The organism is Oceanicaulis sp. HTCC2633 (assembly GCF_000152745.1).
Classification (GTDB): Bacteria; Pseudomonadota; Alphaproteobacteria; order Caulobacterales; family Maricaulaceae; genus Oceanicaulis.
Genome location: NZ_CH672428.1, coordinates 1,644,703 through 1,665,567, shown reverse-complemented (window position 1 = coordinate 1,665,567; position 20,865 = coordinate 1,644,703). Strand labels below are relative to the sequence as shown.

Sequence of the window (20,865 nt, the reverse complement as noted above, 5' to 3'; positions counted from 1 at the left end):
GCGAGGCGAGATGTCCCGATCGGCGATCCGGATCTGGAGCGGCATTCACACCTGGACGTCCCTGGTGTGCACGCTCTTCCTGCTCATGCTGTGCGTGACCGGATTGCCGATCATCTTCCATGACGAGTTCGAGGCGGCGCTGAACCCGTCCGAATTCACGCCGGGCAATCCCGACGGCCCAATGCTGGATCTCGATCAGATCCTGGATCGCTCGCTGGAAAACCGACCGGGCGAAGTCCCGCTCTTCATGAGCTTTGACATCGACCGCCCCGTGGTGAACGTCACCACCGGGCCGACGCCGGATGCGCCGGGCGGGGCGATGTGGTTCGAGCGGTTTGACCAGACGGACGGCTCCATCGTCGCGGCTCCCGCCGACGCGGGCGGGATCATGGATTTCCTGGTCCAGCTGCATACCGACATGTTCCTGGGGCTGCCCGGCAAGCTGTTTCTGGGCGCCATGGGGCTCAGCTTCCTGCTCGCCGTTCTTTCGGGCGTGGTGCTCTACTGGCCGTTCATGCGCAAACACCGGTTCGGCATGCTGCGGCTGGAGCGGTCCGCGCGCACCCGCTGGCTCGACTATCACAACCTTCTCGGCGTGATCACGCTGGGCTGGGTGATGGTTGTGGGCGGCACCGGAGTGATCAACACTCTCGACGATGTCATCTACGGCTATTGGCGCGACGCCGCGCTTGCGGATCTGATCGCCGAGTATCCTGATCGCGCTGTCCCGTCGCCGGATGAGATGGCGTCGCTCGATCAGGCGGTGACCGCCGCGATCGAGGCCGCACCGAACATGACCTTGCAGTTTGTGGCGTTTCCGGGCGGGACCTTCTCGACGGACTTCCACTACGCCATCTTCCTGCATGGCGACACGCCGCTGACCGAGCACCTGATTGCGCCGGTGCTGGTGGATGCGGTGACAGGCGAGGTTGCAGGCCTGCGCGAAATGCCCTGGTACGCCAAGGCGCTGGCGCTGTCTCAACCCTTGCATTTTGGCGATTACGCCGGCCTGCCGCTGAAGATCCTCTGGGCCCTGCTCGACCTTCTGACCATCGTGGTGCTGATCAGCGGGCTGTATCTGTGGGCCGTACGCAAGGGCTATCTCAGGGGCGCCCGCCGCAGCTCTGCAGAGGTTCCGGCATGAGCCGGTTCTGGCGCGTCTTCGGCTGGCCGCTGGTCATCCTCGGGATCAGCCTGGCCGGGCTGGTCCTCTCCCTGATCGGAAATGGCGTCTGGGATGCGGCGGGCTGGGTCGGCCTGTTCAGCCCGCTCGCCATCCTGGTCTGGGCGCGCTTTGTCCGCGCGCGCTCAAGGACCTAGTCCTCGTAGTCCTCGGGCTTCATCGTGTAATTGAGCGCCAGACGCCCGCCATCGGCGTAGATGCATTCGCCGGTGATGTAGCTCGCATCCTTGTTGGCGAGGAACCAGGCGACGCCTGCGATTTCGTCGGGATCGCCGAGACGGTTGAGCGGTGTGCGCGACAGGATGCGCTGCATGGCCTCGCGGTCATCCGCGACCGCCTTGAGAATGTCGGTGTTGATCGAGCCCGGCCCGATGGCGTTCACCCGCACGCCCCAGGGCGCCAGCGCCAAGGCCATGGACTTGGTCATCTGGTTCAGCGCGCCCTTGCTCATCGTGTAGGCAAGCTGGTCGGGCAGGGAGACCACGGCGTTCACCGAGCTCATATTGATGATGGCGTAGCGCTTGCGGCAGTCCTCGGCGCGGGTCTGTTCGTCCTCGATCTGCTCGATCATCTGCTTGGACGCGGCCTTGGCCACTAGGAAGGCGCCGCGCAGATTGACGTCCATCACGGCATTGAAGTCGTCAAAGGACAGATCCAGCACATCGCCCTTGGCCAGGGTGGCGGCGTTGTTGATCAGGATGTCCACCCGGTCAAAAGCCGAACGGGTCTCGGCCATGAGGTTGGCGACGGCCAGCTTGTCGGAGACATCACAGCTGACGAAGAGCGCGCGCTCCTTGCCGGCGTTCAGGGTCTCCACCAGCGCTTCGCCCGCCTCATCATCAATATCGGCGACCACGACGCGCAGGCCTTCCTCGACGAAGCGTCGGGCGCAGGCGGCGCCAATGCCCTTGGCGCCGCCGGTGATGATGGCCACGCGATCAGATACGGCCATGAGAGATCTCCACTTCCCAAAATCGGCGGCGATCAAACAGCCGCCGGACGGTTCTGTAAACCGCTCAGTCAGTCACCATCGACAGGGCTCAGGGCGTGTTGTTGAAAACCCGCTCATAATCAGCGGTCACTTCAGGATCATCCGGGGCCTGCTCGTGAGCGAGGGCGAAGAGGCGGCGCGCCTCTTCGGTCTCCCCGATCTGCTCGAGCGCAGAAGCGAGCGAATGGGTGATCGAGCCTTCCTCGGGCGCAGCCTCGGACGCGGCCCGGCAGGTGGACAACCCGTCCGCAGCGCGACCATCCTTCACCAGCGCCCAGCACAGCGCATTGAGCGCACCCGGATCCTCGGGGGCGAGCGCGACAGCTTCGCGGGCATCCTCGACCGCCATTTCAGTGAGCGCCATCTCGACGAAGGCGGCCGAGCGCCCGATCCAGGCCGACGCATAATCGGGTTCGGCGCGCACGGCGGCGTCAAAGGCGGCGACGGCCTCTTCGGGGCGATGAAGATCAAGATAGGCCGAGCCCGCCAGCACGGCGGTGAAACCGTCTTCCGGAATGCGCGCCAGGGCGATCTCGAGATCGGTGATCGCGTCCTCGGGGCGGTCAAGCTGCAGATAGGCGGCGGCGCGATTGCGGCGGATCAGCGGATTGTCGACATCCCCGTCATTGGCTTCGACCAGCGCGAAGATCTGGTTGTAGGCGATCAGCGCCTCTTCGGAGCGGGTCGCGGCCAGGTAGGCGGCGCCCAGGCGCGCGCGCAATTCCGCTTCTTGCGGCCAGTCATAGAACTGGTCCGCCAGACAGGCTTCAAAGGCCTCAATGGCCGCTTCGGCGTCATTGGCGGAGAGGGCGGCATAACCGTCGGGGCAGATCTCTTCGCGAGACTGGGCCTCAGCAGCGGCCATGGACAGGCAGACTGCTGCAAGAATCGTCAGAAGGCGGACAGGTTGAAGCACGGTCGGATTCGATCTCGGCAGGGGTCAAAAGAAAAGGGCGGACGTAATGTCCGCCCTTTGCAATCAGGCTAGCAGCTCGCGCCGTTATTGTCGTCGTCTGAGCGCTTCGATCTCTTCTTTAAGTTTAAGTTTCTGTTTTTTAAGGGAGGCGATCTGCAGGGTGTCGGTGGAAGGGCGTTTCATTTCTTCGACAATCAGGTGGTCCAGTTTGTCGTGGCGGGCGTCCAGTTCACGAATACGCGCGTCAGTGGCCATCAATGCCTCCCTTGCTGTAGGACGTACATTGAACCATTTGATAGCGCGGTCTGACAATTCAAATTCGATTGCGACATTTTAACGGAGTTAACTCGCAGTGACGGATGTGACGCCTGATCGGCTCGTGGTTGGAATTTCTGGCGCTTCGGGCGTGATTTACGCCATGCGCGCTCTCGAGGCGCTCCGGCAATTAGGTGTGGAAAGTCATGTGGTGGCCTCCAAGGCGGCCGAAATGACCTTGTCCTACGAGCTGGGAGAGAAGCCCTCGATCCTGCGCGATCGGGCGAATTATCTGTACAAGCAGGCCGATGTGGGCGCTTCGATCGCTTCGGGGTCCTTCAAGACCCGCGGCATGCTGATTGCGCCCTGCTCGGTGCGCACGATGAGCGAGATCGCCACCGGGGTCACGTCCTCGCTGCTGACCCGGGCGGCCGATGTGGTGCTCAAGGAGCGGCGTCTGCTGGTGCTGATGGTGCGAGAGACGCCGTTTCATCTGGGCCATTTGCGCACCATGACCCAGCTGACCGAGATGGGGGCCGTGATCCTGCCTCCCTTGCCCGCGTTCTATGCCCACCCCAAAAGCGTGGATGACATCGTCAACCAGTCCGTCGGCCGGGCGCTGGATCTGTTCGGACTCGATTGGGACGCGACCAGGCGCTGGGGTGAGGATCTCGAACAGGGCCGCCGTCCCCAGGCGCGGACGAACCGGTGAGCGCCTTCTGGAATTTCTCGGTCCGGCTGTACGCCCAGGCGGGCGTGAAGCCCGCCTGCCTGTCCTTGCAGGCGGCCGGCATGGACGTGAATGTCGGTTTGTGGATCATCTGGGCCTGTGTGAACGGACGCGATCCGGGACCGGCGCTCGGGCAGGCGGTGGAGCTGTCCGCCCTGTGGAGCGCACAGGTGGTCAAACCGCTGCGAAGCGCGCGGGACCATCTCAAGCATCCGATGGCGGGCGTGAATGCAGAGGCCGCCCTGAGCTTGCGCAAGAGCGTGCTCGCCGCCGAGCTCGAAGCGGAAAAACTCGAGCAGCACGGGCTTGAGGCGTTGACCCATGCCTGCCCGGAAACAGACGTTTCTGACCGGCGCGATCTGGCTCTGAAACGGCTGCAGGATTACGCCGCCCGGCTCGGTTCGAGTGCGGCGAGCGCAGGGGCGTTTGTGGAAAACGTTTTCGAGGCGACCAAAAATGTGTAATATGGGTCTCCTCGAAACGAAGTGAGCGCAAGCGTTACGCTCTGGCGCCCGAGGTTTTTTCGACAATCCACTCAGCCGGATGGGTCCGGCTTGCGTCTGATTGAAGAGGTCGGTCACGGCAATGGACGGCGAGTTCGACGAAACCGCGCTCAAGCGCAGGCTCGAAGATCTGCAGATCGAACACCGCACCCTGGATGAAGAGGTGTCGGCTCTGGCGGCGTGCGGCGTGTCCGACCAGCTCAAGCTCGTGCGTCTCAAGCGCCGCAAGCTGGCGCTGAAGGACGAGATCTATCGTCTGGAAGACATTCTGAACCCCGACATCATCGCCTAGGCGAGACGATCTAGCCTGTCGCGCGGGTCTTGCTGGCCTGTTTGTGCGCATACATGGCGGCGTCTGCGGCGGCCAGCGCATCTTCAGGCGCAACGCCATGCGACAGCGCATGCACGCCCCATGCGGCGCCGAGCTTGAGTGGTTTGCCGTTATGCGTGATCGAGGCGTCGGAGATCGCCTTTGACAGGTCGTTGGCCTTCTGGCGCGCTGCGCTTTCCGGCGTCAGGGTCAGCACGATGCCGAATTCATCCCCGCCCAGCCGGCCGACCGCATCGGTTTCCCGCACATGATCGGTGATCAGGTTGGCCACCTGCTCGAGCGCGGCGTCGCCTGCGGCATGGCCATGCTCATCATTGATCTGTTTGAAGCCGTTGAGATCAATATAGATCAGGCTCGACGGCGCGCCATGACGCTCCGCCAACGCCAGCGCTTTTGAGACTTCCCGCAAGAAGGCGCGGCGGTTGAAGACCGGAAGCAGGGCGTCCCGGTCCGCGAGACTCTCCAGATCACGAATGCGGCCGCGCAAGGCTTCGGTCTCGCGTCGCAGCTGGTCCACTTCGCCCATCAGGGACAGGAGGGCGCGCTGCACATTCGGGGTCAGCTCGGCTTCGGGCACGCCCATGATGGACGCGCTATCGGTGGGCGCACTCGTCCCCTTGGGCGCAGCAGACGTGCGCGGGGTCTCCTCACGACGACCCACCGGGCCGGCGCCAGCGAGCGGGCCGCCGGATCGAATTCGCATGTCGCGGGCTCCATGAGACTGGTCTCGCCCGTTAAGCCTCGGTGGTTGTGGTAAAAAAAACGTTCATTCTCGCCAGGTGGACGTCTGCCTGAACGGGCGGGTTGTGATTTCAGGCAGTCATGAATTATTGAAATGAGGGCGTCCCTGGTCATTATGAGGACATGTCGGCTCGATGAGGGTTGGCTGCGATCCTTGGAGAGCCCTGTGTCAGACCGTTCTGAAACATTCATGCCCAATCTGGTCGTGGAGCATGTTGCGCCGATCAACCAGGACGCGCTCGCCCCCTTGCGACGGATGACGCACAAGCCGCGCATCCTGCTGCTCTACGGCTCCTTGCGCGAGCGCTCCTTCTCACGGTTTGCGGCGCTGGAAGCCGCGCGTCTCTTGGAGATGTTCGGCGCCGAGACCCGCATCTTTCACGCGAACGGCCTGCCCCTGCCCGATGACTCCGAGGCGGACCACCCGAAGGTGGCCGAGCTGCGCGATCTGGTGACCTGGTCGGAAGGCATGGTCTGGTGCAGCCCCGAACGTCATGGCGCGATGACGGCGGTGCTCAAGGCGCAGATCGACTGGATTCCGCTGGCGATGGGCGCCGTGCGTCCGACCCAGGGCAAGACGCTGGCGCTGATGCAGGTCTCGGGCGGTTCGCAAAGCTTCAATGCGCTCAACCAGATGCGGGTTCTGGGGCGGTGGATGCGCATGATCACCATCCCTAACCAGTCCTCCATTCCCAAGGCGTTTCTGGAGTTTGACGAGGCGGGACGGATGAAGCCGTCCGGGCTCTATGACCGCATCGTCGATGTCATGGAAGAGCTGGTGAAGTTCACCCTGATGACCCGTGAGCAGGCGGACTATCTCGTGGACCGGTATTCCGAACGCAAGGAAAGCGCAGAGGAATTGATGGCGCGGGTGAACCAGCGTTCGCTCTGAATACAGTGCAGTCATGGGTTTTGCTTGACCGAAAGCGCGCCGCGGTTAAGTTGACGTGCTTTCCAATCGCCTGTCAGGCAAGGCTATTATGAGCGAAAGCATTTCGGGCGGCGCCAAAGCTGCTCCCATCTCCATCATCATGGGTTCACGGTCGGACTGGCCGACGATGAAGGCCGGCGCCGATCTGCTCGATCAGCTGGGCGCATCCTATGAGACCAAGGTTGTCTCTGCGCACCGCACGCCTGACCGTCTGGTGGCGTTCTCCAAGTCCGCCGCTGATCGCGGCGTGCAGGTGATCATCGCCGGCGCGGGCGGCGCAGCGCACCTGCCGGGCATGGTGGCGTCCATGACGCATCTGCCGGTGCTGGGCGTTCCGGTGCAATCGCGCGCCCTGTCCGGGCTCGACTCGCTTCTGTCCATTGTCCAGATGCCCGGCGGCGTGCCGGTGGGCACGCTGGCGATCGGCGAGGCGGGCGCGAAGAACGCCGCCATCATGGCCGCGTCCATTGTGGGCCTGTCTGACGATGCGCTGATGGAGCGCCTGAAAGCCTATCGGGCGTCACTGACGGAGTCGGTGGCGGAAACGGTCGAGGACTGATCCATGACCCAAGCGCTGGCGCCGACCTCGCGGATCGGCATTCTGGGCGGCGGCCAGCTCGGCCGCATGCTGGCCCTGTCGGCGGCCCGGATGGGGCTTGATGTGGTGATCTTCGATCCCGAGCCTGACTGCCCTGCGAGCCGTGTCGCCGCCGAGACCGTCACCGCCGCCTATGAGGATCTCGACGCTGTGGCGACATTCGCCGCCAGCGTGGATGCGGTCACCTATGAGTTCGAGAACGTTCCGGCTGAAACCGCCGCCGCCGCGGCGAAACACGCCCCGCTGCGCCCAGGCGCCATGGCGCTGGACGTCGCTCAGGATCGTCTGACCGAAAAGACCTTCCTCAATGATCATGACGCTGCGACGGTGGCGTTCCGGCCTGTAAGCACGCTTCAGGAACTGCAGACCGCGATTTCGGAGCTGGGTCTGCCCGCCATCCTGAAAACCCGCCGCTTCGGCTATGACGGCAAGGGGCAGGCGGTGATCCGCGAGATGGCGGACGCCGAGGACGCACTCGCCGCCATGAAGGGCCAGCCGGCCATCCTCGAAGCCTTCGCCGACTTCACCCATGAGCTGTCCATCGTGGCCGCGCGCGGGCTGGATGGGGCGGTGCGCGCCTACCCGCTGTCAGAGAACCGGCATTCGGACGGCATCCTGCGTGAAAGCCTCGCCCCGGCCCAAGTCAGCGACGAGACGCGGGCGACCGCGCTCGGCATGGCGACGCGGGTTCTGGATGCCCTCGATTATGTGGGCGTGATGGGAATGGAGCTGTTTGCGCTCAAGGACGGCTCATTGCTTGTGAACGAGATCGCGCCGCGGGTTCATAATACCGGTCACTGGACGCAGGACGCCTGCACGGTCTGCCAGTTCGAGCAGCATATCCGCGCAGTCGCAGGCTGGCCGCTGGGCGATCCCGCCCCGCATGCCTCGGCCCGCATGGTCAATCTCATCGGCCATGACGCGGACGCCTGGGAAGACTGGCTGAAAACCCCGAATGCGGTGCTGCATCTTTACGGCAAGCGCGAGACTCGCGAGGGCCGCAAGATGGGCCATGTGAACGTGCTGGGGCCGCTCTAGAGCCGCCTAGCGCGCCCGTCTGAACCCATAACGCAGATCACCCATCAAGCCGGGCAGGTCGGGCAGGTTTTTCGCCAGCTTGTTGACCTGACCCTTCACCTTCTCGAACTGCATGACATTGTCGATGCGGCGATCAAGGAATTCGGCGGTCTTCGTCCGGTCCTCGCTGTCGTCCTCGAGCCAGATCGCAAAGGTTGAGGCGTAGACGCCCGACAGAATCGCCCGCTTGGAATAGAAGTTCGCGTCGGTGCTTGTGTCCCCGATCGCGCTCCAGATCATGTGTGATGTGGCCCAGACGAGCCGGGCGCCGCGATCCAGACCATCTGGCAAAAGCAGTCGCGCCCGGGCGCGGGCGGCGGCCTCTTCATGACCCTCATACTGCGCCAGACGGATCAGCACCGCCTGGCTGACCTTGTCGCGAATCCGGTTGGCGGGATTGGCCTCGATCTCGGCGCGGGCATTGGCGTCACAGCGCCGCGTCCAGGTCTCGATGACGTCGAGAATCCCTGCAGGGCAATACAGTTGCACCTCCCCCTCGCTCAGTCCGGCGTCCTGGGCGGCGCGGGTCAGCGTGGTCTCGCTCCAGCCGTCGAAGGCGGCGTTGGGCAGGGCGGCGTCCACCAGCGCGTCACGGGCGCGCTGGGCGCGAGAGGGGGCGGTGTTTTGTGCTTTTGCGGTCATGGCTGTATATTTAGTGCGCTCTGGGCCTGACGTCACGGGGCGTTTCGCCGCGCTCTACGCTGGACAGGGGCTCCCAGACCCGGTATATCGCCCGCCTCTGTTGGAAGCGATCCGGCGCGGACGGTGGAGCCACGCGGCTCTTTGGTTCGCGTGAGCTATACGGTCAAAGTTCCGGAGCGGGCCTTGACCACCTATTCGAAGGGAGAGATTACCATCGTCCAGATCGTCGTGCGCGATAACAACGTTGAGCAAGCGCTCAAGGCGTTGAAGAAAAAGATGCAGCGGGAAGGCACTTTCCGCGAGATGAAGCGCCGCAACCATTACGAAAAGCCGTCTGAAAAGAAAGCGCGCCAGAAGGCCGAGGCGATCCGCCGCGCCCGCAAACTGGCTCGCAAGCGCGCTCAGCGCGAGGGCCTGCTGCCGAAACGCGGCGGTGGTCGCCGCTAGAACGCTGCGCCGGGCTTAACCGCTCCTAAGCAGACACGAAAAACCCCGTACGCCCAGCGTACGGGGTTTTGCTGTGTCGGCCCTGGCCGGGCGGTAGGCGAGGCTCAAGGCCTGAGGCGATCGCCTCAGGCCTTTTTCTTGCCGCCCATCTTCAGAAGCTTGCGAACGGAATCCGCATTGGCCTGACGCAGGGCGCCCTGACGGAACACCGCGGCCGCTCCCCACAGGACGATGAGGGTGGTCACCACCATCAGCGCACAGGCGCTCAGCAGCTCCCACAGGGGCGGATCGGTGGGCAGGCGCGCCATCATCACGAAAGGCGTCCACAGCGGCACCCAGGAGCCGATCTGGATGACCATCGAGTCGAGCGCATCGATCGAGAACACGATGATCAGCATGGGCAGCATCAGGATCCAGATCACCGGTCCCATCAGCGTCTGGGCGTCCTGCAGGGTGTCGCACAGCGAGCCCATGGCGAGGAAGATCGCGCCATACATCAGATAGCCGCAGGTGAAGAAGAACAGGCCGGCCAGCAGGAGGCCCGGATCAAAGACCGAGGTGAGGAGCTCCAGAAGGTCCGGATCGAGCGCCGCGATGGCCGAGCCGCCCAGCGTGCTCAGCAGCACCCCGACCCCGCCCCAGACGGCGAACAGGGTGACGGACACGCCCGCCACGCCCAGAAGCTTGCCGATCAGGATGTCCTCGAGGCGGGCGGTGGACAGCAGCAGCTCGATGATCTTGCCGCCCTTCTCCTCGATCATGGAGGTCAGCAGCATGTTCGCCACCGAGAACACCGCCATCCACAGGATGAACGCCAGGCCGAGCGCCACGAAGAAGGGGGCGCGGTCGGCGAAGGTCACTTCCTCTTCCACGCCCGCTTCGCTGCGCGCATCCAGGCTGGTGACAAGCGGACGGATGTCGAGAATGGCGTCGATCTCGTCCGGGTCGAGGCCTTCGCTCACAAGGGCCTGCTCACGCATGTGCGCGCGGATGATGTCGCGCACATCGCCGCGGAGGTCGGAATTGGTCAGATTGGTCGACAGATAGACGACCTCCAGCCCGTTTTCGGCATGCTCGCGAATGAAGAAGGCGGCAAAGAGCGGTTTGGGGCCTTCAGGGGTCTCGATGGTCTGATCGCCTGAGAGATAGGGACGCAATGCGTCCGCGGTCCGGGCTGGCGGTTCGACCTGGACGGCCTTGGTGCGACCGGCTTCAAGCGCGCTGGCGGCGTCAGACAGGCCCACGGACTGCAAGGCGGCCTCGGTCTGGCTGACCCCGTCAGGGTCTTCGTCAAAGATGGCGAGGGCGCGCTCTGCGGCCTCATCCCCGCCCACGCCCTGGGCCATCATCTCGATGGCCCCGCGGACCTGGGCGCGACGTTCTTCGATGCGGGCCTGCTCGACCAGCTGGTCGAGCCGCTGCCCGGTCTCGTCGATCACGCTGAAATAGCGCACCGGCTGGCTGGACTGGATGAGGGCGGGCGTCACCCCGCCAATCGTGGCGAAGATCGGTACGGCCAGCAGCGAGAGCCAGAAGCCCCAGGTGGCGACATAGGAGAGGTATTCGCGGCGAGCGATCAGATAGGCGGCGCGCATGATCAGGCCTCCTGACGGAGTGTTTCGACCGCATCCTCGCCCACAAGGGCGACAAAGGCGTCGTGAAGATGGGGACGGCGGGGCTCGAAGCGGGTCAGGGGAACGCCGGCCTGCACACAGGCGCGCAGCACGTCCTGGGCGTCCACGCCCGGCTTGAGCGTGAGCAGCAGGTTCGCTGAACCATCCTCGTCGGGCGCGAGCGTCTCGATCTCGCCCATGGGCGAGACGACCTCGGCGAGGTTTGACCCGGCCGACGCGCCCAGGGTGACTTGCCGGGGCACGCGCGCCAGCGCTTCGTCCACGCGCCCGTCAAACACCTTCCGGCCGCGCGCCATCAGCACAATGCGATCGCACAGGCGCTCGGCATGCTCCATCACATGGGTGGAGAACAGCACGGTGCGGCCCGCCTGGGCCTGCTCGCGGATCACCTGCTCGAGCATGGCCTGGTTGACCGGGTCCAGACCGGAGAACGGCTCGTCGAGGATGATGAAGTCCGGCTCGTGAATGATGGCGGAGATGATCTGGATCTTCTGGGCCATGCCCTTGGAGAGTTCCTTGATCTTCTTGGTCGCCGCTTCCTTGAGGCCGAAGCGTTCAAGATAGACCAGCGCCCGGCGGCGGGCCTCGCCCGCAGACAGGCCCTTCAGCCGGGCGAAGAACACGATCACGGCCTCGGCGGTCATCTTGCGATAGACGCCGCGCTCTTCGGGCAGGAAGCCCACGCGGTCCATGCTCTTCGTGTTGGGCGCCTGGCCGAACAGCTTCACGGCGCCGCTATCTGGAACGATCACGCCCAGCGACATGCGCAGGGTTGTGGTCTTGCCGGCGCCGTTCGGGCCCAGAAAGCCCGTCAGCTCGCCCTTGCGGGCCTGGAAAGACACGTCCTGTACGGCCGGTTTGCCGCCGAACGTCTTGCTCAGGCCTTCGACCTCAAGCGCGTACTCAGTCATGAGATTGGATGCTCCCCGAACTCTTTGGTTCATCTTTAGGGTGATGCGAGCGTGTAATCCAGTTACGAATGGGGTCAGGTGAATCGCGCGCGACGGGATCGCGCAGGAGGAAAACCGCCATGGCTGACAGACCCTTCCCGCTGGATTTTGCGACACTCGCACCGGATGCGCGGCCGCGTCGATGGCTGGTCCTGCCAGAAGGCTTTGACGCCTCCGCGCAGCCTGATCAGATCAGCCCGCATTTCAAGGTGAAGCCGGAGGTCCTGCTGGTGCGCTTCAAGGCGCTGGCGCTGGAACAGCCCCGGGTGACGCTGGTGCGTGAGACGGAGGGGCAGGTCGAGCTGGTGCAGCGCTCAAGACTGTTCCGGTTCCCCGACTACATCACGGCCGAGGCCATGGAGACGGATGGCGGCTCGGCGCTGGCGATCTATTCGCGGGCGGTGATCGGCTATTCCGATATCGGCGTGAACCGAAAGCGCATCATGGCCTGGCTCGACGCGCTGAGCGCGCAGCTCGGCTAGGCCGTCGGCAGGGCGAAATACAGCAGGTCGAGGGAGGGCGGCTCGGCCACGCCCAGCTGGCGCAGGATATGGGTCGCCTGACCGCGATGGTGGGTCTGGTGATTGAACACATGGGTCAGGACCACGCCGAGCGGCAGGGCCTTGGCCTCGCCGCGCGTGTTCACATACTCAAGAATATCGTCCAGCTGCTCGGGTTTCACCGTCGCGGCATAGTCCATCAGCCGCTTGTCCTCGACCTCGCGGGCCTCTCGCAGGTCCGAGAACTGCTCGAACAGCACCGTGTCGAGCTTGGCCGGCGCCTCGCCTTCGCCGGTCAGGCGCTTGAGCCAGATCCGGTCCGCCGTGAGAAGATGATTGAGCGTACCGTGCAGGCTGGTGAAATACGCTTTCACATCCCGCTTGCGCTCGAAATCGGTCAGCGCCGTGGCCGCATCGTAAAGGCGTGCATTCGCCCAGGTGTTATAGGCCGCCATGCGGGACGGGTGGCTGTAGAGCATCGCCATGTGTCATCACTCATTCAGACGCCGGACCAGACGGGCGCACGGATCATTGTAGACGTCCGGTCTGGCGCAGAGCCAGCCCGGCAGACGCCTCAGAGGCGTATCACCCTGTTATTGACCGAAGATAAAACTGTAAAGGCGGCGGACACCCCCGCCTATCGTATGAGGGCGACGCCCGCATAGTTGAAGCTCGCAAATTTCGGGCTCTTGGGCAGATAGTCCGCTGTCATCTCGGCGATGGAAAAACCGGCCGCCTCGATGAGCTTGTCCGGTTGTCGCGTCAGATGACAGCCGCCGCCAATGGGTTTCCAGACCGGTTCGATGATCTTCTGCCAGCGTTGGACGCCGGTATCCGGCGCAAGGCCATGCTCGGAAAACAGGAGGCGTCCCCCGGGTTTCAGGACACGGCGCATCTGGGCCAGGGCGGCGTTCACATCGGGAATGGTGCAGGCGGTATAGGTCAGCACCACCGTATCCACGCTGTCATCGTCGAGCGGGATGGCCTCGCCAGGCAGGTCCATCAGCTCGACAGCCACAGGACAGTCCGCGATTGCTTTCTGCGCCTTGCGCCGCATGCCTTCGGACGGTTCCAGCGCGAAGACGCGGCTGACCCTGGAGGGATCATAGAAGCTGAGATTGGGGCCGGCGCCGAAGCCCACTTCCAGAACCCGGCCTTCTGCCTTGGGCACGAGAAGCGAGCGCTGTTTCATGATCTGGGGCGCGCCGCAGGCGCAGCCGATCAGATGGGGCAGGATATGGGTTTCGTAAAACGACATAAGATCAGGCTAGCGCCGTTTCCCAGCCAGGGGAACGCGCCCCTTTGACAGTTCGGGGTGGGCGTCCTCTTTCGGCAGGACGGGGTCTATGACGCTCATCTCGGGCCCAGGGCGACCCTGCCCGTTCAGGCTGGCGCAGGCTTCGGCGAAGAAGCGGACATGCTGGTTGAAGACCGCCTGGGTGTAGATGCCGAAATGGTTCGCCCCCTTCACAAGGGCCGCGTATTTCGTCGACAGGGCGGCGTCATAGAGCCGCCGTCCGCGCCCCTGCGGAATGATGCGATCCTTGTCCCCATGCAGCCACAGGACTGGGGCTTTCACCTGTCCGATCTGGCGGATGGAGTCGTACCTCTCCCGGAAGATGGCGCGCGGCAGCAGCCAGGCGGTGCGCGAGCGGACAATGTCGCGAAAGCTGTCATAGGGGGCGTGCAGGATCAGCCCGCCCACAGGGCGCGCTGCGGCCAGCTGCACCGCCGTGCCCGACCCCAGGCTTTCGCCATAGACCACGATCCGCCCGGGCCTGATCCCCTCTGCGACCAGCGCATCAAAGGCGAGAATGGCGTCGGCCACATTGGCCGGTTCGCTGGGCCGTCCCGTCGAGCCGTTAAAGCCGCGATGGGCGAGCGCGCTCAGACCCCAGCCCGACGCGATGAACAGGCGAAAGAACCGGGCCCGGCGCCACAAGGCCCGCCGATTGCCATGCAGATAGAGGATGTGGGGCAGGGCGTCGTCCTTCGCATCCGCCCGCCAAACGATCAGGGTGTGGCCGTCCGGCGTTCCGAGTTCCGTTTCCTCGGTGCGGTCCAGCTCGCAATCAGACGGATGGATCCGGGTCGGATCGGTGAAATAGAGGATGCGGCGCTGGGTGAAGAACAGCACCAGCCAGATTGCGTAGATCGCGATGATACACAGGGCCCCATATCTCACAGGTTCCGGCGCATCCTCCCAGACGCGCCAGACGGCTTCGCCCCAGCTCGCGGCGCGATCCATCCCTGCTTGCATCCCCATCACGCCGTGTCCCCTATGGCGTTTGTGACAGAAAGGCGGAGCGGGCGGGCAGAGTCCAGCAACAAGCCCTATGACAGGTCGGGAAAGAATGCCGGGTGCGGCGCTAAAGCCTCACTCCGGCCCAGGGGATGTTTCGAAACTCGCGAGCCAGGCGCGCAGACCGTCTTCAAGTCCGTCACGCAAGTCCTCTGGGAGTTGAGCGATGAGGCGATGCTGGTTGGCGACATGAGCGTCGATGACGCGGTCAATCAGCGCGAAGCCCTGATCGGTGAGCGCAACGACATTGCTGCGGCCATCCTCAGGGTTGGGGCGACGCGCGATCAGGCCCTGTTCCTCCAGACGATCAATGCGGTTCGTCATCGTGCCGGATGTGACCATCGTCCAGTTCACGAGATCGGACGGGCTGAGGGCATAGGGCGGACCGGCCCGGCGCAGGGTCGCGAGCACGTCAAACGCTGCGAAGGTCAGCCCGTTCTCGGCATAGACCCTGCCGATCTCGGCCTGCAGATGGTCTGCGAGGCGCTTGAGCCGCCCGAACACGCCCATCGGCCCCACATCGAGATCGGGACGTTCGGCATGCCATTGGGCGAGAATGCGGTCGACTTGATCCATCATCGAAGAACTAGAGCCATCTATCTTGACGTCAAGACAGCGAGCAACTATCTCGACGTCAAGATAAACAGGAGGCGGTCATGTCCCGCTCGCTCGATCTCGCCCTTACCGCCAGCGCGCCAATGATCTGGGGCACCAGCTATCTGGTCACCACGAACCTGCTTCCCGACGGGTATCCGCTCACAGCGGCAGTGTTGCGGGCCCTGCCGGCCGGCCTGCTCCTGATGCTGATGACGCGCAGCCTCCCGCCCGTCCGCTGGCTGGGGCGGCTTTTCGTGCTGGGCGGTCTGAATTTTTCCGTGTTCTGGAGCGCGCTTTTCATCGCCGCCTATCGCCTGCCGGGCGGCGTTGCGGCGACCCTGGGGGCGATCCAGCCGCTGATCGTGCTCTATTTGTCCAGCCTGTTGCTCAGCACGTCGCTGACCGCGCGCAATCTGACCGCGGCGGTCGCGGGAATTGGCGGCGTCGCCCTGCTGGTTCTGGGACCGGAAGCCCAGCTTGATGGCGTGGGCGTTGTTGCGGCGCTTGTAGGCGCCGTCGCGATGGCGATGGGCTCCGTGCTGACGCGCCGCTGGCAGCCGCCTGTTTCAGCCCTGACCTTTGCCGGCTGGCAGTTGACCGCAGGCGGCGTGCTTCTACTCCCGGTGGCCCTTTTCGTTGAGCCGGCTCTGCCGCCGCTCACGCTGGCGCATGCGGCGGGCTTTGTCTGGCTGGGTCTGGTGGGGGCCGCCTTGACCTATTGTCTATGGTTCCGGGGCATTGCCCGACTGGGGCCGGCGGCGATCACGCCCCTGGGCTTTCTCAGCCCGCTCACTGCAGTGCTGCTGGGCTGGGTCGTGCTGGGCCAGGCGCTCAGCCCGCTTCAGATTCTGGGCGCACTGATCGTCATGGGCTGTGTCGCCCTGGGCGGCGGCTCGGGCAAACCGGCTCAGGCGCCGGTCAGTGTGAAGGCCTGAAAGAAAACGCCCCGCCGCGGAGATCCGGGCGGGGCGCTCAATTGTCTGTCGGGCTCTAGTCGAGCGCCTTGACGATGCTTTCGCTCATCTTCTTGGCGTCGCCCAGCAACATCATGGTGTTGTCCCGGAAGAAGAGCGGGTTCTCGATGCCGGCATAGCCGGAACCGAGCGAGCGCTTGACGAAGAAGACCGTCTTCGCCTTCCACACCTGCAGCACCGGCATGCCATAGATCGGGCTGGCCGGATCTTCCTCGGCGGCGGGGTTGGTGACGTCATTGGCCCCGATCACGAAGGCCACGTCGGCGGTCGCGAATTCGGAATTGATGTCCTCAAGCTCGAACACCTCGTCATAGGGCACCTGGGCTTCGGCCAGGAGCACGTTCATATGCCCGGGCATCCGCCCCGCCACCGGGTGGATGGCGTAGCTCACGTCCACGCCCTCTTCCTTGAGGGTGTCGGCCATCTCCTTGAGCGCGTGCTGGGCCTGCGCCACCGCCATGCCGTAACCGGGGACGATGATGACCTTGCCGGCGTTCTTCATGATGAAGGCCGCGTCATCGGCCGAGCCCTGCTTGACCGTGCGGTCCACATCCGCCGCAGCGCCGGCGGAGGCCGGGTCAGCGCCGAAGCCGCCCAGGATCACCGAGATGAAGGAGCGGTTCATGCCCTTGCACATGATGTAGGACAGGATCGCGCCCGAGCTGCCCACCAGCGCGCCGGTGATCAGCAGCGCCGTGTTCTCAAGCGTGAAGCCGAGCGCTGCAGCCGCCCAACCCGAATAGGAGTTGAGCATGGACACCACGACCGGCATGTCCGCGCCGCCGATGGGGATGATCAGGAGCACGCCCAGCACCAGCGCCAGCAGCGTGATGATCCAGAACGCGATCTTGGCGTCCCCGCCCGAGGCGGTGAGGAAGGTGATGAAGACGAAGATCGCAACGCCGATGGCGAGGTTCAGCCAGTGCTGGCCCTTGAAGACGATCGGCGCGCCGCTCATCAGGCCCTGCAGCTTCATGAAGGCGATCACAGAGCCCGAGAAGGTGATCGCGCCAATGGCGACTCCCAGCGACAGCTCGACGAGCGACAGGCCCTTGAGCTTGCCGGTGGCGGTGGCGATGTGGAAGGCGTGCGGCTCATAGAGCGCGGCGGCGGCGACCAGCACGGCGCACAGACCCACCAGCGAGTGGAAGCCCGCGACCAGCTGGGGCATGTCCGTCATGGGGATGCGCCGGGCGATGACCGCGCCGATGCCGCCGCCAATGGCGACCGCGCCCAGGATCAGCAGCAGGCCCAGCCCGTCGAGTTCGACATAGAACAGGGTCGTGCCCACGGCGATGGCCATGCCGGCCATGCCCAGATAATTGCCCTGGCGGGAGGTTTCCGGGCTCGACAGGCCCCGAAGCGCCATGATGAACAAGATGCCCGAGACCATGTAGAGGATTGCGGCGAGATTGGCTGACATGTCTTAGCCCTCCGCCTTCGGCTTGGCCGCCGGCTTTTCTTTTTTCTTGTACATCGCCAGCATGCGCTGGGTGACCATGAAGCCGCCAAAGATGTTGATGCTGGCGAGGATCACCGCAAGCACGCCGACGCCCTTGGAGAACTGCCCGGCCTGATCAAGCGCGGTGGCGCCCGCGGCGATCAGCGCGCCGACAATGATCACCGAGGAGATGGCGTTGGTCACGCTCATCAAGGGCGTGTGCAGGGCCGGGGTCACCGACCAGACGACATAATAGCCCACGAAAACGGCGAGGACGAAGATCGCCAGGCGAAAGATAATCGGATCAACGGCTTCCATGTGAGGCTCCGTATGCGGGGGCGGTCAGAAAGTGGTGAGTGCGGTTTGCGGGACAAACCATTACGCATCACCCGTCAGGCTGGGGTGGATGATCGCGCCATCCCTGGTCAGGGCCATGCCCTTGATGACCTCGTCATCCCAGTGCGGGGCGAACGCCGCATCCTCACCCACCAGGAGTGGGAAGAGATTGACGAGGTTCTTGGCCAGAAGCTGGCTGGAATCGGCCGCCAGGCGGGCGGGCAGATTGGTGAAACCGGCGATCTTCACCCCGTTATGCTCGACCACCTTGTCCGCTTCGGTCAGCTCGCAATTGCCGCCATTGGCGGCGGCGATGTCGATGATCACGGACCCCGGCTTCATGCTTTCGACCATGGCCGTGGTGATCAGGCGCGGCGCCGGACGCCCCGGGATGAGGGCGGTTGTGATGACGATGTCCTGCTTGGCGATGTGGCTGGCGACCAGCTCGGCCTGCTTGGCCTTGTAGTCGTCGCTCATCTCCTTGGCGTAGCCGCCCGCGGTCTCGGCTTCCTTGAACTCGTCATCCTCGACGGCGACGAACTTGGCGCCCAGAGACCCCACCTGTTCCTTGGCGGCGGGACGCACGTCGGTCGCAGAGACGACCGCGCCCAGACGGCGCGCCGTGGCGATGGCCTGCAGGCCCGCAACCCCGGCGCCCATCACGAAGGCTTTCGCCGGGGCGATGGTGCCTGCAGCGGTCATCATCATGGGAAAGGCGCGGCCATAGAGCTCGGCCGCCTCGATGACGGCGCGATAGCCCGACAGGTTCGACTGGCTCGACAGGGCGTCCATGGCCTGCGCGCGGGTGATTCGCGGCGTATATTCCATCGCCAGCGCGTTGACCTTGGCGTCGGCGCAGGCCTGGGCGAACTCCGTCGCGCCATGCGGCTCCAGAAGCCCGATCACCACCGCGCCGTCTTTCAGGCGCTTGAGCGTCTCGTCATCGGGGCGCCGCACGCAGAACAGCGCATCGGCCCCTTTGACGGCGTTGGCGCGGGTGGCGAGCTTGGCGCCCGCGGCCTCGTAGGCGGCGTCGGTATAGGCGGCGCGCTCGCCTGCGCCCTTCTGAACCGTGATCTCGGCTCCGGCCTTGATCAGCGCCTTGACGCTGTCAGGCGTGGCTGCGACCCGGGATTCTCCATCCCGGGTTTCGGCGAGTACGGCGATATGCATTCGGAAACCCCGTCTTCCGGTCGTTAACGTTGCGCGCAGTCTGCGACAAACGTCTAACGCCGGAAAGGGGTAATCTGGCTTGTACGGACAGATTCGGGCTCAATAGGCGGTGAGCGCGCTGTGAGCCCGCTGTTTTAAGGGCTTAGGCCAGAAGGCTGACCAGGCCGCCAATGATGAAGCCGATGATGGCGAGCACAACGAGAGTCGCCCAGTAGCCAGCGCCCTGCTTGAGGAAGAAGCCGCCCAGGCCTCCGACAATGGCGGAGACGAACATGGCGGTGAGCCAATGGAAATGCGCGCCGAAGACGAGGATCACGCACAGCAGCGTGGTGACGATGACCAGAGTGGAATACACCGACACGCCGATAAAGCCGTCAAAGGAGGCTTTATGCTCGGAGATGTCCATGTCTCCGCGGATGTATTCTTCAGCCATGATCGTCCTCATCTGAAAAAGAAGTCTTCTGAGGGCGGCACATATCACGCTCCTCGCCATCCGCCAAGACGCTGTGCTCGGCTAGACTGGTCTTCGGGCCCAGCCTTCGATCAGGGCGTCCAGCGCCGCCGTGACAGCGATCGGATCATCCAGGATCAGATGATGCTGGGTGTTCGGTATGCTGACGAAGGGCGAACGGGTGAACACGGACTTCATGTAGTCCCAGGTCTCCGCCTTCATCAGCACCGAATGCTCCCCGCGGATAAAGGCCAGCGGACATTTGAGGTTCGCCGCCGCTGCTTCCGGGTCGCGGCGCTGATAGGTCAGCTTGGCCCACAGGTCGGGATCAAACAGCCAAGTATACCCGTCCTCGACTGCTTTGAGAGAGCCGCGGGCGATGTGATCAATGATCCACAGGTTCTCGCAATGCTGCTCGGGCAGCAGACGAAAGCGTTCGAGCGCCGCAGGCAGATCGGCATAGATGCGTCCGCCCCGGCGCGGCGGGCTGCCCTCGCGCTGCTTTTCGGGTTTTCGAATCGGGCTGTCGAGGATGATCGCGGCTTCAAGCTGGTCCCCCATGACGGTCGAGGCCTGCAGCGTGACGAAGCCGCCGAAGGAATGCCCGACCATGATGGGTTTGCCGGCGTCAAAGGCGCCGCCGGCTTCCGCCGCGACCAGCATGTCCGCGGCGTGGTCATCCATGGTGTAGACCTCGCGCCAGCCGCTTTCGCCCATCCCGGCGAGATCAGCGGCGACGACCCGGCGACCGCCCCCTTCGCGCGCCAGATAGGGGCCCAATGCGTCCCACCATCCTTTATGGGCGGTGCCGCCATGCACCAGCAGAAGGCCCGGCTTGCCGCGCTCGCCCCAGGCCTTCCAGGCGAGCCTTGTTCCGTCGCGTTCGGCGAAACCGGTATCGACGGCTTCAGTCTGGGCGGTCCTGAACCAGTCGGGAGCGGAGACAGGCTCGCCCTTGAAGGGCGCGAGGGGCGGAGGCATGCGGTCGGCTTTGGTCATGATGGGACCTTGGGACTCTTATACTTAGGAGCTTCAGGGGTAGACCGGCTGTGGCCGACCCGTCAAACGCAGGAGTCTCACCTGAAGCTTAAGGCCAGGCTAACTCTCTATTTACCCTAACAATTTCTGAGTCGTCTCTACACCTCATCTTTACGCCGGGTGT

The 20,865-nt window shown here is 64.3% G+C and carries 27 protein-coding genes; 11 read left to right on the top strand and 16 right to left on the bottom strand.

Translation table 11 applies throughout. The annotated features are described in order from the left end of the window. Window positions 1–10: 10 nt before the first annotated feature. Both OA2633_RS07955 and OA2633_RS07950 read left to right on the top strand, forming a co-directional pair. Complete coding sequence (locus tag OA2633_RS07955) at window positions 11–1,144, top strand: PepSY domain-containing protein (RefSeq protein ID WP_009802008.1); 1,134 nt, start codon at window positions 11–13, stop codon at window positions 1,142–1,144. Further along, the gene (locus OA2633_RS07950; RefSeq protein WP_009802007.1) at window positions 1,141–1,320 is read left to right on the top strand and encodes a hypothetical protein; all 180 of its coding nucleotides are present in this window, start codon (window positions 1,141–1,143) and stop codon (window positions 1,318–1,320) included. The genes OA2633_RS07955 and OA2633_RS07950 overlap by 4 nt, the downstream gene beginning before the upstream one ends. Here OA2633_RS07950 and OA2633_RS07945 read toward each other — a convergent pair. From OA2633_RS07945 to OA2633_RS07935, 3 genes are all read right to left on the bottom strand, one after another. Next, window positions 1,317–2,135 carry an SDR family NAD(P)-dependent oxidoreductase gene (locus OA2633_RS07945; protein ID WP_009802006.1) on the bottom strand — a complete coding sequence of 273 codons (819 nt, stop codon included), beginning with the start codon at window positions 2,133–2,135 and terminating at the stop codon, window positions 1,317–1,319. The two genes, OA2633_RS07950 and OA2633_RS07945, sit on opposite strands and share 4 nt — an antisense overlap. Window positions 2,136–2,223: 88 nt before the next feature. Continuing rightward, window positions 2,224–3,090, bottom strand: a complete 867-nt coding sequence (locus OA2633_RS07940) for a tetratricopeptide repeat protein (protein ID WP_156776188.1) — start codon at window positions 3,088–3,090, stop codon at window positions 2,224–2,226. Window positions 3,091–3,174: 84 nt separating this feature from the next. Continuing rightward, window positions 3,175–3,345, bottom strand: a complete 171-nt coding sequence (locus OA2633_RS07935) for a DUF465 domain-containing protein (RefSeq protein ID WP_009802004.1) — start codon at window positions 3,343–3,345, stop codon at window positions 3,175–3,177. Window positions 3,346–3,469: 124 nt separating this feature from the next. On the opposite strand from OA2633_RS07935, the gene OA2633_RS07930 reads away from it, so the two are divergent. The 3 genes from OA2633_RS07930 (at window position 3,470) to OA2633_RS07920 (ending at window position 4,870) form a co-directional block, all read left to right on the top strand. After that, entirely contained in the window at window positions 3,470–4,057 is a 588-nt protein-coding gene (locus OA2633_RS07930; RefSeq protein WP_292979982.1) for a UbiX family flavin prenyltransferase, read from the top strand. Next, a complete protein-coding gene (locus OA2633_RS15350) occupies window positions 4,054–4,539 on the top strand; it encodes a TIGR02444 family protein (protein ID WP_009802002.1) in 486 nt (161 codons plus the stop codon). The genes OA2633_RS07930 and OA2633_RS15350 overlap by 4 nt, the downstream gene beginning before the upstream one ends. A 121-nt stretch (window positions 4,540–4,660) precedes the next feature. Continuing rightward, the gene (locus OA2633_RS07920) at window positions 4,661–4,870 is read left to right on the top strand and encodes a YdcH family protein (protein ID WP_009802001.1); all 210 of its coding nucleotides are present in this window, start codon (window positions 4,661–4,663) and stop codon (window positions 4,868–4,870) included. Window positions 4,871–4,880: 10 nt separating this feature from the next. On the opposite strand, the gene OA2633_RS07915 is transcribed toward OA2633_RS07920, so the two are convergent. Further along, on the bottom strand, window positions 4,881–5,612 hold the full coding sequence (locus tag OA2633_RS07915) for a GGDEF domain-containing protein (RefSeq protein WP_040612548.1): 732 nt from the start codon (window positions 5,610–5,612) through the stop codon (window positions 4,881–4,883). A gap of 228 nt (window positions 5,613–5,840) precedes the next feature. On the opposite strand from OA2633_RS07915, the gene arsH reads away from it, so the two are divergent. From arsH to OA2633_RS07900, 3 genes are all read left to right on the top strand, one after another. Beyond that, window positions 5,841–6,542: an arsenical resistance protein ArsH gene (gene arsH / locus OA2633_RS07910; protein WP_009801999.1), complete on the top strand. Its 702-nt coding sequence runs from the start codon at window positions 5,841–5,843 to the stop codon at window positions 6,540–6,542. A gap of 88 nt (window positions 6,543–6,630) precedes the next feature. Continuing rightward, on the top strand, window positions 6,631–7,140 hold the full coding sequence (gene purE, locus OA2633_RS07905) for a 5-(carboxyamino)imidazole ribonucleotide mutase (RefSeq protein ID WP_009801998.1): 510 nt from the start codon (window positions 6,631–6,633) through the stop codon (window positions 7,138–7,140). Between the two features lie 3 nt (window positions 7,141–7,143). Then, entirely contained in the window at window positions 7,144–8,217 is a 1,074-nt protein-coding gene (locus OA2633_RS07900; RefSeq protein ID WP_009801997.1) for a 5-(carboxyamino)imidazole ribonucleotide synthase, read from the top strand. Between the two features lie 6 nt (window positions 8,218–8,223). Here OA2633_RS07900 and OA2633_RS07895 read toward each other — a convergent pair whose 3' ends face one another. Beyond that, window positions 8,224–8,898: a COQ9 family protein gene (locus OA2633_RS07895; RefSeq protein WP_009801996.1), complete on the bottom strand. Its 675-nt coding sequence runs from the start codon at window positions 8,896–8,898 to the stop codon at window positions 8,224–8,226. Window positions 8,899–9,039: 141 nt separating this feature from the next. Between OA2633_RS07895 and rpsU the strand changes: the two genes are divergently transcribed. Then, a complete protein-coding gene (gene rpsU, locus OA2633_RS07890; RefSeq protein WP_009801995.1) occupies window positions 9,040–9,345 on the top strand; it encodes a 30S ribosomal protein S21 in 306 nt (101 codons plus the stop codon). Window positions 9,346–9,470: 125 nt separating this feature from the next. On the opposite strand, the gene OA2633_RS07885 is transcribed toward rpsU, so the two are convergent. Both OA2633_RS07885 and OA2633_RS07880 read right to left on the bottom strand, forming a co-directional pair. Further along, window positions 9,471–10,940, bottom strand: coding sequence for an ABC transporter permease (locus OA2633_RS07885; RefSeq protein WP_009801994.1), 1,470 nt, complete (start codon window positions 10,938–10,940; stop codon window positions 9,471–9,473). Between the two features lie 2 nt (window positions 10,941–10,942). After that, window positions 10,943–11,890: an ABC transporter ATP-binding protein gene (locus OA2633_RS07880; protein WP_009801993.1), complete on the bottom strand. Its 948-nt coding sequence runs from the start codon at window positions 11,888–11,890 to the stop codon at window positions 10,943–10,945. Between the two features lie 119 nt (window positions 11,891–12,009). On the opposite strand from OA2633_RS07880, the gene OA2633_RS15345 reads away from it, so the two are divergent. Continuing rightward, on the top strand, window positions 12,010–12,411 hold the full coding sequence (locus OA2633_RS15345; RefSeq protein WP_009801992.1) for a DUF1499 domain-containing protein: 402 nt from the start codon (window positions 12,010–12,012) through the stop codon (window positions 12,409–12,411). On the opposite strand, the gene OA2633_RS07870 is transcribed toward OA2633_RS15345, so the two are convergent. The 4 genes from OA2633_RS07870 to OA2633_RS07855 all read right to left on the bottom strand — a co-directional run bounded on the left by OA2633_RS07870 (window position 12,408) and on the right by OA2633_RS07855 (window position 15,307). Further along, entirely contained in the window at window positions 12,408–12,914 is a 507-nt protein-coding gene (locus OA2633_RS07870; protein WP_009801991.1) for a DinB family protein, read from the bottom strand. The genes OA2633_RS15345 and OA2633_RS07870 overlap by 4 nt on opposite strands. Window positions 12,915–13,066: 152 nt before the next feature. Then, complete coding sequence (locus tag OA2633_RS07865; protein ID WP_009801990.1) at window positions 13,067–13,687, bottom strand: class I SAM-dependent methyltransferase; 621 nt, start codon at window positions 13,685–13,687, stop codon at window positions 13,067–13,069. Between the two features lie 9 nt (window positions 13,688–13,696). Continuing rightward, window positions 13,697–14,695 (bottom strand): alpha/beta hydrolase, encoded by a 999-nt coding sequence (locus OA2633_RS07860; RefSeq protein WP_083783240.1) that lies wholly within the window; start codon window positions 14,693–14,695, stop codon window positions 13,697–13,699. 111 nt (window positions 14,696–14,806) lie between these two features. Next, window positions 14,807–15,307, bottom strand: a complete 501-nt coding sequence (locus OA2633_RS07855; RefSeq protein ID WP_040613281.1) for a MarR family transcriptional regulator — start codon at window positions 15,305–15,307, stop codon at window positions 14,807–14,809. A gap of 80 nt (window positions 15,308–15,387) precedes the next feature. Here OA2633_RS07855 and OA2633_RS07850 point away from each other — a divergent pair, with 80 nt between their 5' ends. Next, complete coding sequence (locus tag OA2633_RS07850; protein ID WP_009801987.1) at window positions 15,388–16,263, top strand: EamA family transporter; 876 nt, start codon at window positions 15,388–15,390, stop codon at window positions 16,261–16,263. A 55-nt stretch (window positions 16,264–16,318) separates the two neighbouring features. Here the strand turns inward: OA2633_RS07850 and OA2633_RS07845 are convergent, their stop codons facing one another. From OA2633_RS07845 to OA2633_RS07825, 5 genes are all read right to left on the bottom strand, one after another. Next, complete coding sequence (locus OA2633_RS07845) at window positions 16,319–17,725, bottom strand: NAD(P)(+) transhydrogenase (Re/Si-specific) subunit beta (protein ID WP_009801986.1); 1,407 nt, start codon at window positions 17,723–17,725, stop codon at window positions 16,319–16,321. A 3-nt stretch (window positions 17,726–17,728) separates the two neighbouring features. Continuing rightward, window positions 17,729–18,061, bottom strand: a complete 333-nt coding sequence (locus OA2633_RS07840; protein ID WP_009801985.1) for a proton-translocating transhydrogenase family protein — start codon at window positions 18,059–18,061, stop codon at window positions 17,729–17,731. A gap of 60 nt (window positions 18,062–18,121) precedes the next feature. After that, window positions 18,122–19,252, bottom strand: coding sequence for a Re/Si-specific NAD(P)(+) transhydrogenase subunit alpha (locus OA2633_RS07835; protein ID WP_009801984.1), 1,131 nt, complete (start codon window positions 19,250–19,252; stop codon window positions 18,122–18,124). Between the two features lie 142 nt (window positions 19,253–19,394). Beyond that, a complete protein-coding gene (locus OA2633_RS07830; RefSeq protein ID WP_009801983.1) occupies window positions 19,395–19,685 on the bottom strand; it encodes an aa3-type cytochrome c oxidase subunit IV in 291 nt (96 codons plus the stop codon). Window positions 19,686–19,766: 81 nt separating this feature from the next. Beyond that, window positions 19,767–20,702, bottom strand: a complete 936-nt coding sequence (locus tag OA2633_RS07825; protein ID WP_009801982.1) for an alpha/beta fold hydrolase — start codon at window positions 20,700–20,702, stop codon at window positions 19,767–19,769. Window positions 20,703–20,865: the final 163 nt, after the last annotated feature.